Origin of the sequence: Rhodococcus yunnanensis NBRC 103083, assembly GCF_001895005.1 — a bacterium.
In the GTDB taxonomy this organism is placed as follows: Bacteria; Actinomycetota; Actinomycetes; order Mycobacteriales; family Mycobacteriaceae; genus Rhodococcoides; species Rhodococcoides yunnanense.
The window spans coordinates 1-14,465 of record NZ_BCXH01000010.1; the positions used below are offsets into that span (position 1 = coordinate 1).

At 65.1% G+C, this 14,465-nt stretch carries 15 protein-coding genes; 11 read left to right on the top strand and 4 right to left on the bottom strand.

From position 1 onward, the window contains the following. Positions 1–311 precede the first annotated feature (311 nt). From RY1_RS30650 to RY1_RS16490, 3 genes are all read left to right on the top strand, one after another. The gene (locus RY1_RS30650) at positions 312–503 is read left to right on the top strand and encodes a hypothetical protein (protein WP_169914732.1); all 192 of its coding nucleotides are present in this window, start codon (positions 312–314) and stop codon (positions 501–503) included. 8 nt (positions 504–511) lie between these two features. Then, entirely contained in the window at positions 512–1,408 is an 897-nt protein-coding gene (locus RY1_RS31130) for an HNH endonuclease signature motif containing protein (RefSeq protein WP_503629807.1), read from the top strand. 218 nt (positions 1,409–1,626) lie between these two features. Beyond that, positions 1,627–2,718, top strand: coding sequence for a S1C family serine protease (locus tag RY1_RS16490; RefSeq protein WP_072804944.1), 1,092 nt, complete (start codon positions 1,627–1,629; stop codon positions 2,716–2,718). A 34-nt stretch (positions 2,719–2,752) separates the two neighbouring features. On the opposite strand, the gene RY1_RS16495 is transcribed toward RY1_RS16490, so the two are convergent. Next, positions 2,753–3,133 carry a VOC family protein gene (locus RY1_RS16495; protein ID WP_072804946.1) on the bottom strand — a complete coding sequence of 127 codons (381 nt, stop codon included), beginning with the start codon at positions 3,131–3,133 and terminating at the stop codon, positions 2,753–2,755. A gap of 59 nt (positions 3,134–3,192) precedes the next feature. Beyond that, a complete protein-coding gene (locus tag RY1_RS16500) occupies positions 3,193–4,395 on the bottom strand; it encodes a thiolase family protein (RefSeq protein ID WP_245819700.1) in 1,203 nt (400 codons plus the stop codon). A 110-nt stretch (positions 4,396–4,505) separates the two neighbouring features. Between RY1_RS16500 and RY1_RS16505 the strand changes: the two genes are divergently transcribed. From RY1_RS16505 to RY1_RS16525, 5 genes are read left to right on the top strand one after another with little or no spacing between them, the layout of a single operon-like run. Further along, positions 4,506–5,483 (top strand): LLM class F420-dependent oxidoreductase, encoded by a 978-nt coding sequence (locus RY1_RS16505; protein ID WP_174565404.1) that lies wholly within the window; start codon positions 4,506–4,508, stop codon positions 5,481–5,483. Positions 5,484–5,535: 52 nt separating this feature from the next. Next, complete coding sequence (locus RY1_RS16510; RefSeq protein ID WP_371829485.1) at positions 5,536–6,165, top strand: AIM24 family protein; 630 nt, start codon at positions 5,536–5,538, stop codon at positions 6,163–6,165. A 1-nt stretch (position 6,166) separates the two neighbouring features. Beyond that, positions 6,167–6,844, top strand: a complete 678-nt coding sequence (locus tag RY1_RS16515) for an AIM24 family protein (protein WP_072804953.1) — start codon at positions 6,167–6,169, stop codon at positions 6,842–6,844. A 12-nt stretch (positions 6,845–6,856) separates the two neighbouring features. Then, positions 6,857–7,600 carry an AIM24 family protein gene (locus tag RY1_RS16520; RefSeq protein WP_072804955.1) on the top strand — a complete coding sequence of 248 codons (744 nt, stop codon included), beginning with the start codon at positions 6,857–6,859 and terminating at the stop codon, positions 7,598–7,600. Between the two features lie 26 nt (positions 7,601–7,626). Beyond that, entirely contained in the window at positions 7,627–8,004 is a 378-nt protein-coding gene (locus tag RY1_RS16525) for an Rv0313 family protein (protein ID WP_072805207.1), read from the top strand. Here the strand turns inward: RY1_RS16525 and RY1_RS16530 are convergent. Both RY1_RS16530 and RY1_RS16535 read right to left on the bottom strand, forming a co-directional pair. Then, positions 7,985–9,154, bottom strand: a complete 1,170-nt coding sequence (locus tag RY1_RS16530) for a macrolide family glycosyltransferase (protein ID WP_218019808.1) — start codon at positions 9,152–9,154, stop codon at positions 7,985–7,987. The genes RY1_RS16525 and RY1_RS16530 overlap by 20 nt on opposite strands. A gap of 41 nt (positions 9,155–9,195) precedes the next feature. Next, positions 9,196–9,507, bottom strand: a complete 312-nt coding sequence (locus RY1_RS16535; protein ID WP_072804957.1) for an ArsR/SmtB family transcription factor — start codon at positions 9,505–9,507, stop codon at positions 9,196–9,198. An 87-nt stretch (positions 9,508–9,594) separates the two neighbouring features. Between RY1_RS16535 and RY1_RS16540 the strand changes: the two genes are divergently transcribed. The 3 genes from RY1_RS16540 (at position 9,595) to RY1_RS16550 (ending at position 14,438) form a co-directional block, all read left to right on the top strand. Next, on the top strand, positions 9,595–10,905 hold the full coding sequence (locus RY1_RS16540; RefSeq protein WP_072804959.1) for an MFS transporter: 1,311 nt from the start codon (positions 9,595–9,597) through the stop codon (positions 10,903–10,905). A 78-nt stretch (positions 10,906–10,983) separates the two neighbouring features. Then, complete coding sequence (locus tag RY1_RS16545) at positions 10,984–13,359, top strand: lysylphosphatidylglycerol synthase transmembrane domain-containing protein (RefSeq protein WP_072804960.1); 2,376 nt, start codon at positions 10,984–10,986, stop codon at positions 13,357–13,359. Then, complete coding sequence (locus tag RY1_RS16550; RefSeq protein ID WP_072804962.1) at positions 13,359–14,438, top strand: DNA alkylation repair protein; 1,080 nt, start codon at positions 13,359–13,361, stop codon at positions 14,436–14,438. Before RY1_RS16545 ends, RY1_RS16550 begins: the two co-directional genes overlap by 1 nt. Positions 14,439–14,465: the final 27 nt, after the last annotated feature.

The following is a 14,465-nucleotide window of genomic DNA, read 5'->3' on the forward strand; positions in this document are numbered from 1 at the left end:
GGATGCGGCGTTCGCGAAGTTCGCCAAGCCTGGGATGTGTAATCCGGCGGATGCGTCGCCGGTCGTCGACGAACCCGACACCGATACCGACAGCAGCAGTAGCGGTAGCAGTAGAAATAGCGACACCAGCAGGACCAGTAGCAGCGATACCAGCAGCAGTGGTAGCGGTGGCTCGGGTGGTGGCGGTCGGGGTGGGCCGACCTTGTTCGACGACCCCGACGACAGTCCCGGCCCTGACGACCCCGACGACAGTCCCGGCCCTGACGACCCCGACGACAGTCCCGGCCCAGACGACCCCGACGACCCAGGCAATGACGACCCAGACGCCGGTCCTGGCAGTGACAGTCCTGGCGGTGGTGGTTCGGCTGGTGGTGGCTCAGGTGGTGATGGTCCGGATGGTTCGGCTGGTGGTGATCCAGACAGTGGCGGTTCCGGTGATGATGCTGTGGTGCGGGCGGGGCGGGATCGGCGGGGGCAGGGGCGGCGTCAGCATGATGCGTTGAAGGTGATTGTGCGGGCGATGTTGGCGTCGGGTCGGTTGGGGCAGCATCGGGGGTTGCCGGTGACGGCGGTGGTGTCGATGACGTTGAGGGAGTTGGAGTCGGCGTCGGGGCATGCGGTGACGGCGACGGGGTCGTTGGTGCGGATGCGGGATGCGATTCGGATGGCCTCGCATGCGCATCATTATTTGGTAATTTTCGATGATGATGGTCGGCCGTTGTATTTGGGGCGGTCGAAGCGGATTGCGTCGGCGGATCAGCGGTTGGTGTTGATTGCCTCTGATCGGGGGTGCAGTTTTCCGGGGTGTTCTCGGCCGGCGTCGTGGTCGCAGGTGCATCACATCGATGAGTGGGTCGGTGGTGGGAATACTGATATCGATTCGTTGACGTTCGGGTGCGATGAGCATCATGGGTGGGTGGGTTCGGGTGATGGTCAGTGGGCGACGACGAAGGCGGGTCCGGGTCATGAGTATCCGGGTCGTACGTTGTGGCATGCTCCGGTGTCGGTGGATCCTTCTCGTCGGGGTCGGGTCAATCATTTTCATCATCCGAACGAGTACATCTATTCTGCGCAGTCCGGGGCGGGGTCGGTGCAGGTGCCGAAAGACCGGGCAGCGCAGGACATAACAGCGCAGGGCAGGCAAACGCAGGGCGGGCAAGCGCGGGACGGTGGATTCTGGGGCGGCACTGGATTCTGGAGCGGGACAGGACCGGACAGCGCAGGATCGGACAGCGCAGGATGGAACGGCGCAGGATCGGACAGCGTAGCTTCCGACAGCGCAGGATCGAACAGCGCAGGATCGGACATCACAGCTTCCGGCCGTGCAGGATCGGGCAGTGCAGGATCGGACAACTCTGATGGGCCTGGGACCTGCGGGTCGGAGCCGGGCATACCACCGCCTGCCTGACCGCGGGGCGTAGGGGGCTTGTCATCCCTGCGCCCCGCGGGTGGGGCTCCGCGCAGGGGGCCTGAGACGCCAGGAGCGGCACAGAGCATCACATGTGCCGCCTACAGTCATGCCCTCACGTGCCCTCACGGCCCGCACGTGCCTTCACAGGCCCCCGAACCGACGCGCCGCATTCTGCTCTAGCCAGCACACCACAGCGGGCGCAATAATCGATCCCTATGCAGGCGGCGGGCAGAGCGGCACTTCTCCTAGCGCTGACGGCTGCTGCATGTGCATTCGCGTCGCCGCTCACACCGGGAGTGCTCGATGCACCGCCATCACCGTCAGCACCACCGCCGGCTGTCGCGGATCCTGTCCCGCCGCCACTGAACCCCCAGGAACTCGCCGCGCGAGTGAATCCCACCGTCGTCACCATCACCGCCGAGTGGGGGTACTCCGGGATCGCAGGGACGGGCTTCGTCGTCGACCCTGACGGTCTGGTTCTCACCAACTTTCACGTCGTCGAGAACGCCACCGACCTGACAGCGGTGCACATCGGCAACGGACTGATCTACGACGCCTCGGTGCTCGGTTACGACAAGACTCGCGACCTCGCCGTCATTCAGCTCGCTGCAGGCACAGACTTGCCGACGGCAGCGATCGGGCGATCCGCAGATGCAGCCGTCGGTGATTCGGTCACTGCAATCGGAAATGCCTCGGGGGAAGGCGTTCTCGTACCGGCGCCGGGAAAGATCGTCGGCCTGGACTCCACCGTCATGGCGCAGAGTTCCGTCGACGGATCACGCAACGAACTGACGGGCATGATCCGGATCGACGCGGACGTCAGGCCCGGTGACTCCGGAGGTCCGCTCGTCGATGCGTGGGGACGCGTCATAGGGGTCGACGCGGCCGGCCTGTCGGACGAAGCCAGGCTCACTCGGGCTCCCGAGGCGTACGCGATCCCGATCGACGACGCGATGGCCGTCGTCGAGCAGATCCGTGAAGGCCGTTCCGAGGGAACGGTTCACGTCGGCCCGACGCCGTTTCTCGGTGTCGGTGTCCGAGACGTGTCGGCGTTCAACGGATCTGGGCCCTCACAGGGTGCTGCGGTTGCATCGGTGCAGTACGACTCGCCCGCCGAGCGAACCGGCATTGTCCGAGGCGATGTCATCGTCTCGTTCGACGGCAGACCCGTCCGCACATCGGATGACCTGACGGCGGAGATGGTCACCCGCCGGCCGGGTGATCTCGTCCGGCTGGAATGGGTCACCGCTCAAGGCCTACGTCAGCAGAAGTCCCTCACACTCGACACCGGCAGCCCCACAGCCTGATACAGCCTGATACAGCGCTTGATACAACAGCCGGTCAGGCTTCCAACACCGACAGGACGTTGCCCGCAGGGTCGGTGAACCACGCGATCAGTGGACCGCCGCGGCGGAAGATGCCGCGCTGATCGGTACCCATGTCCGGGTAGTGCTGGAAGGTCACACCTTTGGCTGCGAGGGCGTCGACGGCAGCCTCGATGTCGGCGACGGGGAAGTTAAGGATGGTGTAGGGCGCGGGTTCGTGGTGGGGTCGTGGATAGATCAGCACCTCGGAGGTCTCGGTGAGCTGCAGGTGGATCAGTCCCATCTCACCATCGACGACGGTCAACCCAAGTGTGTCGGCGTAGAACGTTCGGGCTGCCTCGATATCGTCGACGGCGAATCCGGAGAACGGCGGTCGGGTGAGTTCGAGTGTCGGCATGCGCCGATTGTTCACCCGATCGCCGAACCCTGCAATGGAATCTAGATCCGCTCGAGGATCTAGATTCTCTCGAGGATCGTTGCGTTCGCCAGGCCACCTGCCTCGCACATGGTCTGCAGGCCGTATCGCGCGTCGTTCTGCTCCATCGCATTGACGAGGGTCGTCATGATGCGCGCGCCGCTCGCGCCCAGCGGGTGCCCGATCGCGATGGCGCCGCCGTTGACGTTGACGCGTCTCGGGTCGACGCCGGTCTCCTGCTGCCACGCCAGCACTACCGACGCGAATGCCTCGTTGACCTCGAACAGGTCGATGTCGCCCAATTCGAGGCCCGCTCGCTTCAATACCTTCTCGGTCGCGGGAATGACGCCGGTCAGCATGTACAGCGGATCGGACCCGACGACGGCGAAGCTGTGCAACCGCGCGAGCGGCCGCAGCCCGAGACGCGCGGCGATCTCCGACGTCGTGATCAACAGCGCAGCACTACCGTCGCTCAACGGACTGCTGTTACCTGCGGTGACCGACCAGTCGATCTGCGGGAAGCGCTCTCCTACAACCGGATCGACGAAGGCAGGGCGCAACCCTGCCATCGATTCCAGCGTCCCACCGGCCCGGATGATCTCGTCGTGATCGAGCTCGGGTAGTGGCGCGAGCTCCTTGACGAACCCGCCTCCCGACGCTGCGGCATATGCCTTCGCGTGACTGTTCAACGCGAACCGGTCCTGCGTCTCCCGGTCGAATCCCCACTTCGCGGCGATCAACTCCGCACTGTGCCCCTGCGCGACGAGCCCTTCGGAGTATCGCTCCGCGAAGGCGATTCCGCGAGGGTCGGCACCTGCCCTGATACCCGAGCCCATCGGCACACGGCCCATCGATTCGACTCCGGCGGCGACGACGATGTCGTACGCACCGGACATGACACCTTGCGCGGCAAAATGCACTGCTTGCTGACTACTTCCACATTGTCTGTCGACTGTGGTGCCTGGCACGGACTCGGGATATCCGGCGGCGAGCAGCGCAGTGCGTGCGATGTTGGCCGCTTGTTCGTCGACCTGACTGACTGCGCCGGTGATGACATCGTCGATCAGCGCCGGATCGATTCCGGCCCGTTCGACGAGTGCGCGCAGGCTGTGTGCAAGCAGGTCCACCGGATGTACGCCGTGGAGGGCGCCGCTGGCCTTGCCCTTTCCGACGGGCGTTCGTACTGCTTCCACGATGACCGCATCGCGGCCGAACATGTGTGATCGTCCAGAGTTCACGGGCATGGCAGGACTCCTTCATCTGACTTCACATTTATCAACCTAGCCTGACTATATATTTCCGTAGTCACCTCGTCGACGTGGCATACGTCACCGACGGGAGTAGCGTTACTTTCGTGACTATTCGTCTCGGTTACCAGATGCCCAATTTCAGCTACTCAGGTTCCGTCAAGGAGCTGTTCCCGAAGGTCATCGCGCAGGCGCGCGAGGCCGAAGCCGCGGGATTCGATACCGCGTTCGTCATGGACCACTTCTACCAACTCCCCGGACTGGGCAAGCCCGACGAGCCGATGCTCGAGGCCTACTCCGCACTCTCCGCGTTGGCGACGGCCACCGACACCATCCAGCTGTCGGCCCTCGTCACCGGCAACACGTACCGGAATCCGGCGATCCTCGCCAAGACCGTCACCACGCTCGACGTCGTCAGCGGCGGCCGAGCGGTGCTGGGGATCGGTGCGGGCTGGTTCGAGCTCGAGCACACGAGCTTCGGTCTCGAATTCGGCACGTTCACCGACCGCTTCGAGCGCCTCGACGAGGCACTGCAGATCATCGAGCCGATGCTGCGCGGCAAGCGTCCGACGTTCGACGGCCTCTGGTACCAGGTCGAGGACGCCATCAACGAGCCTCGCATCCGCGACGACCTGCCGATCATGCTCGGCGGCGGAGGCGAGAAGAAGACGTTCGGCCTCGCTGCTCAGTTCGCCGACCACCTCAACATCATCTCCAACGCAAGCGAATTGCCGCGCAAGGTCAAGGCTCTCGAAGCCCGATGCGAGGAAGTCGACCGAGACCCGAAGGATCTCGAGACGAGCTTCCTCGCGTTCGTCATCATCGACGAGGACGGCGACAAGGCCAGGAAGCAGCAGAGCGACTTCCTGCTGTCCTCCGGCGTCGACCTGTCGAACCTCTCCGACGACGACAAGGCCGCGGCGACGGACCGTCAATTCTGCGGCACTCCCGACGACGTCGCCGAGCAGATCCAGAAGCGCGTTCTCGATCACGGTATCGACGGGATCATCATCAACCTCGTCACCAACGGCCACGAGCCCGGCGTCGTCGAACTTGCAGGCAAGGCACTGAAGCCTCTCGTCTGATTCATCTCTGGCACGGGGGAACTGTGCATGACATAGTTCCTCCGTGGCTCAGCTGACAACGAACGGGCACAGGGTGCTCGTCGCAAGTCTCCAAACGGGATCACCGCAGGGCGATACGCTGCGCGCGATTTCAGGATCGATGGTCGCGTACGAGGGCGACGTCGCCTTCAAACACGCAGGCATGGGCGGTGGCGGCGGCTTCCGCGCCGCGCTCAAACAGAAGGTCACCGGTGAATCCCTCTCTCTCATGGAGGTTTCCGGTAAGGGGACCGTGTACTTCGCTGTCGACGCACAGGACATCACCCTCGTCGAACTCGCAGGCGACGCCATGCACGTCGAAGCATCGCAGCTACTCGCGCTGTCGGGCCGGCTGCAGACCGAGGTGAAATTCGCTGGCCTGCGCGGAGCATCGTCCGGGCAGGGCCTGTTCACCACCATCGTCAGCGGATCCGGCACGGTGGCGTTGCTGTCCAAGGGCGGCCCGCTCATCGCATTGGCAGTGGACCCGCAGTATCCGCTCGTCGTTGATCCCGACGCCTTCGTCGCACATCGTGGTCAGCTGAACCAGAGCTTCGTCACCGACGTCACGTGGCGATCCGCCATCGGCGGCGGCAGCGGCGAGGCGTTCTCGCTCCGTTTCGACGGCCAGGGCGTCGTCTACATCCAACCCGAGGAGCGCTGACGTGCCGCTCGAACTCGTCAACAGCAAGGTCGTCAAGTCCAGTCTCGCGCCGGGCCAGAACGTGTTGGCGCGCAAGGGTTCCATGCTCTACTACACCGGCGACGTCCACTTCGTCCCGCATTCGATGGGCGGGTCGGCCGCCGGAATGCCCAGCATGGGCGGCGTGGCGGGAATGGCGGGCCGGATGATGTCCGGTGAGCACGTCGCGATGATGGCCGCCGAGGGACAGGGCGAGGTGTTCTACGGCCACGCAGGCCTGTACGTCGAGGTGATTCACCTCGACGGGTCGTCGATGCTGACGGTGGAGGCAGACCGGCTGCTCGTGCACGACGGCTACCTGCAGAGCTCGATCGTCGCGCTCACCTCGCAGGGCGGCGTCCGCGGCGCGGTACGTGGGGCGATGACGGGCCAAGGCCTGTTCACCACCCAGCTCACCGGACAGGGAAGCGTCGCGGTTCTCTCGCACGGAGGCGCTATTGAATTGCAGGTCGGGCCCGAGCACCCGCAGGTCGTCGTCGATCCGCAGGCGTACGTGTGCCATGTCGGCAATATCGACGTGGAGATCTCGGCGAACGTGGGCTGGCGCGACGCCGTCGGCAAGGGAAGCGGCGAGGCCGTCCAACTGAAGATGACCGGCTTCGGGACCGTGTGGGTCCAGGCGTCCGAGCAGAAGTTCTGAAGGGTCCTGAACATGACACTCGAGATCCACACTCCGCACACACTCCCGGTCGACGACAACGTTCCCGGCAACGACTATGCCTTCTGCGTCGAACTCGCGGGCCAGCCGTGGTTCACGTCCAAGGGCGCGATGATCGCCTATTACGGGAACGTGCGTTTCGAGCCGCTCGGCCAGACGTCGATGCCGGCGATCGTCGCGGCACGGTTCTCGTCGCCGCTGTACTCGAACGACTGGGTGCTCGCGCAAGGCCAGGGAAAGCTGATCCTCGGCGACCGCGGGTTCAACATCAACTCCTACGACCTCGACGACGGCAATCTGACGATCCGGGCGTCGAACCTGCTCGCCTTCGAACCGACGCTCGATCTGAAGCAGTCCATCGTGCCGGGGTTCCTGACGCTGCTGGGCACCGGAAAGTTCCTGGCGTCGTCGAACGGGACGGTGATGTTCGCCGAACCTCCGCTACGCATCGACCCCGAAGCGCTCGTCGGATGGGCGGACTGCCCGTCGCCGTCGCACCACTTCGACGCCGGGTGGATGCAGAACTTCCTCGGTGCGGCGCGTGGATTTCTCGGCGCGAACAGCGGTGAGGAGCGTCAGTTCGACTTCACCGGCACAGGCACCGTCCTCATCCAATCCAGCGAGAAGGTGCTCGACGACGGCCATCTCCTGCGGCACATCGAGTCGCAGACGGTCTCACTCGGGCAGAACAGTCTCCGGGCTCTGCACAGCACCATCGGTTCGCGTTTGCAGCAGTGATGCGCGCGCAGGCGCACACTGGAGAGATGACCAACAACGGACCGTTCAACATCGACCCCGAGGATTTCGATCGATTCGCCAAGGAGGCGAGCGATGGACTCCGCGACGTCGTCGATCAGGTAGGCAAGTTCATCGGCCAGTCGGGTGCCACCGGGCCCTGGGGCGCGTTCTTCGGTGACGCCGCGGCGCCCACCCGCAAGGCAGCTCCGGAGCCCGAGACCACCGGCGACAAGGGCGACGGCGTCTGGGCCATCTACACCGTCTCCGAGGACGGGGCTGCGCACATCGACCAGCTCTACGCCACCGAACTCGACGCCCTCCGCGCTCACAAGGACAACCTCGACCCGACGCGTAGGGTGCGATTTCTGCCCTACGGCGTGAGCGTCAGCGTCCTCGAGGACTAGCTGCGAGCACGGCCTCGACTGCCGTGTCGATGCCGCCGTGCGCGCGGACGTCTGCGCTGATCTCGGCCAGTCGGGCAGCGACGGCTGCCGAGGTGGCGACAGTGTCGACTGCCTCACGCAGGGCGTCGGCCGTCACGTCCTCCTCGGCCAGTTGCACTCCGACGCCGAGCGCGTCGAGGGTCGCCGCGTTGCCGAATTGATCGACCGCTTGCGGTATCGCGACGGTCGGCACACCGAACCACAGAGCTTCGGTGCAGCCGCCCATGCCTGCGTGGGTGACGAACGCCGATGCGGCCGCCAGCACTGTCAGCTGTGGGACCTGCCGAAGGATCTCGATGTTCGACGGCACATCCCCGAGAGATGTCGCATCGACCCGGTAACCGATGGCGATGACGACGTGCCATTCGGAATCCCTGAACGCCTCGATGCACGTTCGGTAGAAATCCGGTCGCTCGTTGAATCCGGTTCCGAACGACACGAGTAGAACTTTCCTGTTCTCCGGCGCAGTCCAGCACGCATCCGCCATGCGCACCGGGTCCAGACACGGACCGACGAACTGCACCGACGTCGGCACCCGATCGGCGTTCGGTTGCATCACCCGCGGAATCAGCGACAACACCTCGGACGGATGCGATATCCAGTCCCAGGGATCGGCGTCGATACCGTTGTCTCGCAGCCACTTCGCGTACACATCGCGGTATCGACTGCCCGACGGCGAGTTCCGGATCGACGCGAGCACCTCGCCCATGTCCTCCTCGTACCCGTCCCACGCCACGTAGGTAGGCGAAAGCTGTACTGCCCGAATGCCGTAGCGCCGACCGAGCAGCGGCGCCGCCAGCCCACCGATGTCGTAGAGCAGCAGGTCCGGGCGCTGCGCGTCGTAGAAATCGGTCAGCACCGCATAGGACCCGATCGCCTCGTCGAGAAACACCCGCATCGCCGACGCCGGATCCTCGGGCCAGGCCTCGCTGCCCTGCGGCAGCGTCGAATCGTACGAAACGATATCGACCCCAGCAGGTTCGACGACGTCCTTCATCGAAGCACCGACCGCATACGTCACTCGGTGGCCGCGCGCCACCAACTCGGCGATCAGGCCGAGCGACGGATAGATGTGGCTGGGAGCGGTACATCCGATCATTGCAATATGCACGTCACGACGGTAACTCCCGGGCGATGTCCGATTCCACCGAATTACGGCTCGTTGGCCAGCAGATCCAGCAGACCGGGGAATCGTTCGTTCACCTCGGTGCGGCGCAAGGTGACCTTGCGACTGTTTCCTCGATCGACCTGAAAGACGAGCCCCGACTCACGGAGCACCCGGAAGTGATGTGTCAGAGTCGATTTGGTGACACCGAGATCGAAGGACATGCAGGTGCGCTCGGCGCCGTCGTCGTCGCCGACGAGCTCGGTGATCACTTTCCGTCGCAATGGATCGGACAGCGCGGACATGACCGCACCCAGTTCCATCTCGGACACGTCCGGATGCCCGCTGACGTCGACCATGTCACCTCTCCCAATAGGTACGGCTTGCGTCGTACCTAGATTTCTGCTGTTCTTGGTACGGCATTCATCGTACCTAAGGGGGGCTCGGTGCACTCGAAACCGACATTGGTCGTAGTACTCGCAGCACAGTTCGTCATACCGATGTCCATCGCGGGCACCGCGATCGCGCTGCCGGAGATAGCCGCCGACCTCGGCGAAAGTCCCGGGCCGCTGCAGTGGGTCGTCAACGGCTTCAATCTCGCGTTCGCGCTGTTCACCGTCGTGTGGGGTGCGGTGTCGGACCGAATCGGGCACCACGTGTCCTTCCGCGCGGGCGTCGCACTGGCCGGTCTTGCAGGCATCGCCAGCGCCGCGGCACCGAATCTGCTGGTCCTCGACGGCGCCCGGATACTCGCGGGCATCGGCGCAGCTGCCGTGCTCGTCGGTTCGACGTCGATTCTGTCGAAGACCTACTCCGGCGCCGCCCGCGCGAGCGCATTCGCCGCGTTCGGCACCGTCAACGGACTCGGCCTCGCACTCGGACCCACCATCGCCGGAATCCTCGTCGGCGGCATCGGATGGCGCGGAGTGTTCGTCGCCCAGGCCGTCGTCCTCGGCCTGGCCTTCGCCGGCACGTTGGCCATCACCGGAACGACGGGCGCCACTGGAACGACGGGAGCCGAGCCAACACGCCGCGCCCCGATCCTGGACCTCGGCGTGTTGGCTAACCCGCGGTTCCTTGGGCTGTGCCTGGTACCCGTCGCAGGCGCGGTCGGTTTCGTCACGCTCCTGACCTACCTGCCCGGTGCACTGAGCGGCATCGTCTCGATGAGCCCTGGGACGGCCGGGCTGTTCATGCTCACGATGACCGCTCCGGTTCTGCTCGCACCCGGACTGGTCGCGCGGATGATCACCGCCGGTTTCGTACGCCCGATGACGATGATCCACATCAGTCTGGGAGCGCTGGTGATCGGCGATCTCGGGATGCTCGCACTGCGTCCGGACACCTCGGTGTGGTGGATCGTGGTTCCGATGATCCTGGTCGGGCTCGGATTCGGACTGCCCATCGGCCTGATCGACGGCGAAGCACTCGCATCGGTCCCCGTGGAGCGCACCGGTACTGCCGCAGGTGTTCTCAACCTCTTCCGGATCGGCGGTGAAGCCCTGCTCGTCGCGGGATACGCCTGGCTGCTGGCGCATTTCGTGCATGCCGCCATGCCGGGGAATCCGAGCGCCGACGCGACCGCCGCGGGACTACCAGGATTCCCGGACGAGTACGCGCAGGCGTTCGGTCATGTGGTGACAATTCTGGCGGTACTCGTGGCCGTGACCGCTGTCGCGGTCGTCGTACTGATCCGGGTGAGCGAGAAGGGGGCGAGAGTCCCGCGCGTGGATGCTCCCGCAACGACGCCTTCGTGACATGTCAGCAGGCACGGTAGGTTGACCGAACAGCGTCGACCGACGCCGTCACAGCTCTATCGAAGGTTCAGAGACAGTATGCGGGTTGACGGGCGCGACATTCCGGTGTCGGGGAGCCTGCTGCAACCGCTGGCTCGGCGTACCCGCGACATACAGCGCGTGGTGGTCTCGAGCATTCTGCTGGGCACGGTCATCGCGGGCTCGCTCATCACCAAGAATCAGTGGGACGCACTGGAAACGTCGGTGTCGGGCATCGTCGGAGTCCTCAGCCCGGACCAGTCGAATCTCGTCTACGTGCTGTACGGCATCGCGATCACCGCTCTTCCTTTCGGCATTCTCATCGGACTCATCGCAGGCCGCAAATGGAAGCTTCTTGCCGGTTACGCCGCCGCAGGTGTTCTCGCGGGCTTGGCGCTGTCCATCACCGGCACCGGGATCGCGACACCCGAGTGGCACCTCGACGTGCCGGACCGCCTCGGCACGCTCCCGTCGCAGGTCCTCGACGACTCACGGTGGATCGCGATGCTCGCCGCGGTTCTCACCGTGTCCGGTCCATGGCTACCCGCTCGGTGGCGTCGCCTCTGGTGGCTTCTGCTGCTCGCCTTCGTCCCGATCCATCTGTTCGTCAGCACGGTCGTCCCTGCGCGGTCGCTCTTCGGGCTGTCGGCCGGCTGGTGTATCGGTGCGCTGATAGTGCTGGTCGTCGGGACTCCTGCCCTCGAGGTCCCGCTCGACCAGGCTGCTCGGCTGCTCGCCGGACGCGGCCACGTGGTCGATTCGTTCAAAGTTCTCAAGCCTGCAGGCTCGGGTCCGCTCGTGCTGTCGGCGACGACCGAGGGAACTGCGCCTGCCGTCGTCGTCGAGATGTACGGGGAGAACCAGCGCAGCGGTGGTGCCCTGCGCCAGGCGTGGCGATGGTTGTCCTTCCGCAACAGCGAGAGTGCCCCGCTGCACGCCTCGATGCGACGAGCCGTCGAGCATCGCGCTCTGATGGCCATCGCCATCGGTGAGATCGGTGTGGCCAGCAGCAAACCGATCATGGTCGCCGCGCTCGCACGCGGGTGGGCTCTGTACGCCCACAGTGCGCCGCGCGGCATGCCGGTCGACGAATCCTCGCCGGATTCGCTGGCCACCAGCATCTGGACGGGTCTGCACACGCTGCACACCAACCAGATCTCACACGGCGACCTACGCAGCGTCGAGATCAGGAACGACAACGGGCAGGCATTGTTCGGCGGATTCTCGTTTGCCGAACTCGGCGCGTCGGACGCCCAGATGCAGTCCGACGTCGCCCAGATGTTGATCTCGACGTCGGCGCTCTTCGGTGAGAAACGCGCGGTGCGCATCGCGATCGAGACCCTCGGTGAGGACACGGTGCTGACCGCGTCACGCAGGCTCACCCGCTCGGCGATTCCGGCACGCGTGCGCAAGTCCGTCACCGACGGCAAAGGCGTGATGAACGCTGTCCGCGACGAGGTTCTGCAACAAACGGGTGCGGACAAGATCAAAGCCGAACAGGTCACCCGATTCACTCGGAACCAGATCATTCAGCTGGTGCTGTTGATCGGACTGGTCTACGTCGCATATCCCTTCATCAGTGCGGTGCCGACATTCGTCACGGAACTGAAGACCGCGAACTGGTCGTGGGCACTGCTCGGTCTCGCCGTGTCCGCGCTGACCTACGTCGGTGCCGCGGCGGCGCTGTGGGCGTGCGCGTCGGGCCTCGTCAGTTTCCGCAACCTGACGATCATGCAGCTGGCCAACACCTTCGCCGCCACGACGACACCCGCGGGCGTCGGCGGGCTCGCGCTGAGTGTGCGGTTCCTGCAGAAGGGCGGATTGGGGGCGGTGCGGGCAACGGCCGCGGTGGCACTGCAGCAATCGGTTCAGGTGATCACGCACGTCTCGCTGTTGATCTTCTTCAGCGTCGTGGCAGGCACCTCGGCGGATCTGGCGCATTTCGTCCCCGACCCGACCGTGCTCTATCTGATCGCCGGTGTTGCGCTGGGTATCGTCGGTACGTTCATGTTCGTCCCGACGCTTCGGCGGTGGCTGCGCAATGCGGTACGGCCGCAGCTCAAAGAGGTGTTCGGTGAGCTCGGCGACCTCCTGAAGGATCCGAAGCGGTTCTTCGTCATCATCATCGGATGTGCGGCAACCACTCTCGGTGCCGCTCTTGCACTGTGGGCGAGCATCGAGGCATTCGGAGGCGGGACCACGTTCGTCACCGTCACCGTCGTCACGATGATCGGTGGAACTCTCGCCTCCGCCGCTCCCACCCCTGGCGGCGTCGGCGCGGTGGAAGCCGCATTGATCGGTGGGCTCGCCGCATTCGGACTACCTGCCAGTATCGCGGTGCCGTCGGTGCTGCTCTACCGGGTTCTGACATGTTGGCTGCCCGTCTTCTGCGGCTGGCCGACGCTTCGCTGGTTGACACGAAAGGACATGGTCTGATGCCCACCGCAGACGAACTTCTCGGAACCGGGGTCGTCGACGATCTCGTCGACTGCCTCGGGCTCGAGCTACCTCTGACCGCGGCGACCGTAGACGGGTTCGACGGCGCGAGCCTGAGCGCTCGTGCTCGACTCGTCCGTGACGGCCTGCTCGCCGAACTTCCCTCCGACCACGCCGAATTCGAGGCCGTCGTACGGTCGGCACTGCTGCGTGACGATTTCGCCGGCTGGATGATCTGGCCGGTGACCGAGGCTCTCGCAGTCCGGGCCACCGCCGGGGACGCGGACACGTTCGATTCGGGGCTGGCTCTGCTCGCCGATCTCACGTCCCGGCTGACCGGCGAATTCGCCATTCGGACGTTCCTCGACGCCGATCTGGATCGCACCCTGGCGACGGCGCTGACCTGGACGACGCACGACGACCCGCATGTCCGACGCCTTGCCACCGAGGGCACACGGCCGTTCCTCCCGTGGGCCCGGCGGGTGCCTGCCCTCACCACGAGGCCCGATGCGACCCGCGAGATCCTCGGCGCGCTCTACCGGGACGAGTCCGACTACGTTCGGCGATCGGTCGCCAACCATCTCAACGACATCAGCCGCACCGATCCGGCTCTCGTCGTCGCACAGGCCACCGGGTGGACCGAGAACGCGGACGCGAACACGCCGAAACTGGTGCGGCACGCACTGCGGACCCTGATCAAGAAGGGCCATCCCGACGCGTTGTCCCTCCTCGGTTTCGGCGCTCCCACCGGTGTCGCCGTCGAAGATCTGGTGCTCACACCGTCGGATGTTCCGACCGGTGGTGACCTCGCGTTCGGCTTCGACCTGGTCAACGATTCCGATTCCGAGCGGTCCGTGGCCGTCGACTACGTCATTCACCACGTCAAGGCCAACGGCTCCCGTACCGCGAAGGTGTTCAAGCTGACCACCCGCTCCCTTCCACCCCGTTCACGTGTCCCGGTCGCACGTACGCATTCGTTTCGGCCGATCACCACACGGCGGTACTACCCCGGCGAGCATCTGGTGGACATTCAGGTCAACGGCCTTACACTCGGTGGAGCAAAGTTTTGGCTCGGGTGAACCTGTCCGACGATTCCCACGATCGCG

Bases quoted from the DNA above. Each gene is read 5' to 3' on its own strand.
- RY1_RS30650 (WP_169914732.1), top strand. From the start codon at position 312: ATGACGACCCAGACGCCGGTCCTGGCAGTGACAGTCCTGGCGGTGGTG.
- RY1_RS16490 (WP_072804944.1), top strand. From the start codon at position 1,627: ATGCAGGCGGCGGGCAGAGCGGCACTTCTCCTAGCGCTGACGGCTGCT.
- RY1_RS16495 (WP_072804946.1), bottom strand. From the start codon at position 3,133: ATGCCGACACTCGAACTCACCCGACCGCCGTTCTCCGGATTCGCCGTC.
- RY1_RS16500 (WP_245819700.1), bottom strand. From the start codon at position 4,395: ATGCCCGTGAACTCTGGACGATCACACATGTTCGGCCGCGATGCGGTC.
- RY1_RS16520 (WP_072804955.1), top strand. From the start codon at position 6,857: ATGACACTCGAGATCCACACTCCGCACACACTCCCGGTCGACGACAAC.
- RY1_RS16525 (WP_072805207.1), top strand. From the start codon at position 7,627: ATGACCAACAACGGACCGTTCAACATCGACCCCGAGGATTTCGATCGA.
- RY1_RS16535 (WP_072804957.1), bottom strand. From the start codon at position 9,507: ATGGTCGACGTCAGCGGGCATCCGGACGTGTCCGAGATGGAACTGGGT.
- RY1_RS16545 (WP_072804960.1), top strand. From the start codon at position 10,984: ATGCGGGTTGACGGGCGCGACATTCCGGTGTCGGGGAGCCTGCTGCAA.
- RY1_RS16550 (WP_072804962.1), top strand. From the start codon at position 13,359: ATGCCCACCGCAGACGAACTTCTCGGAACCGGGGTCGTCGACGATCTC.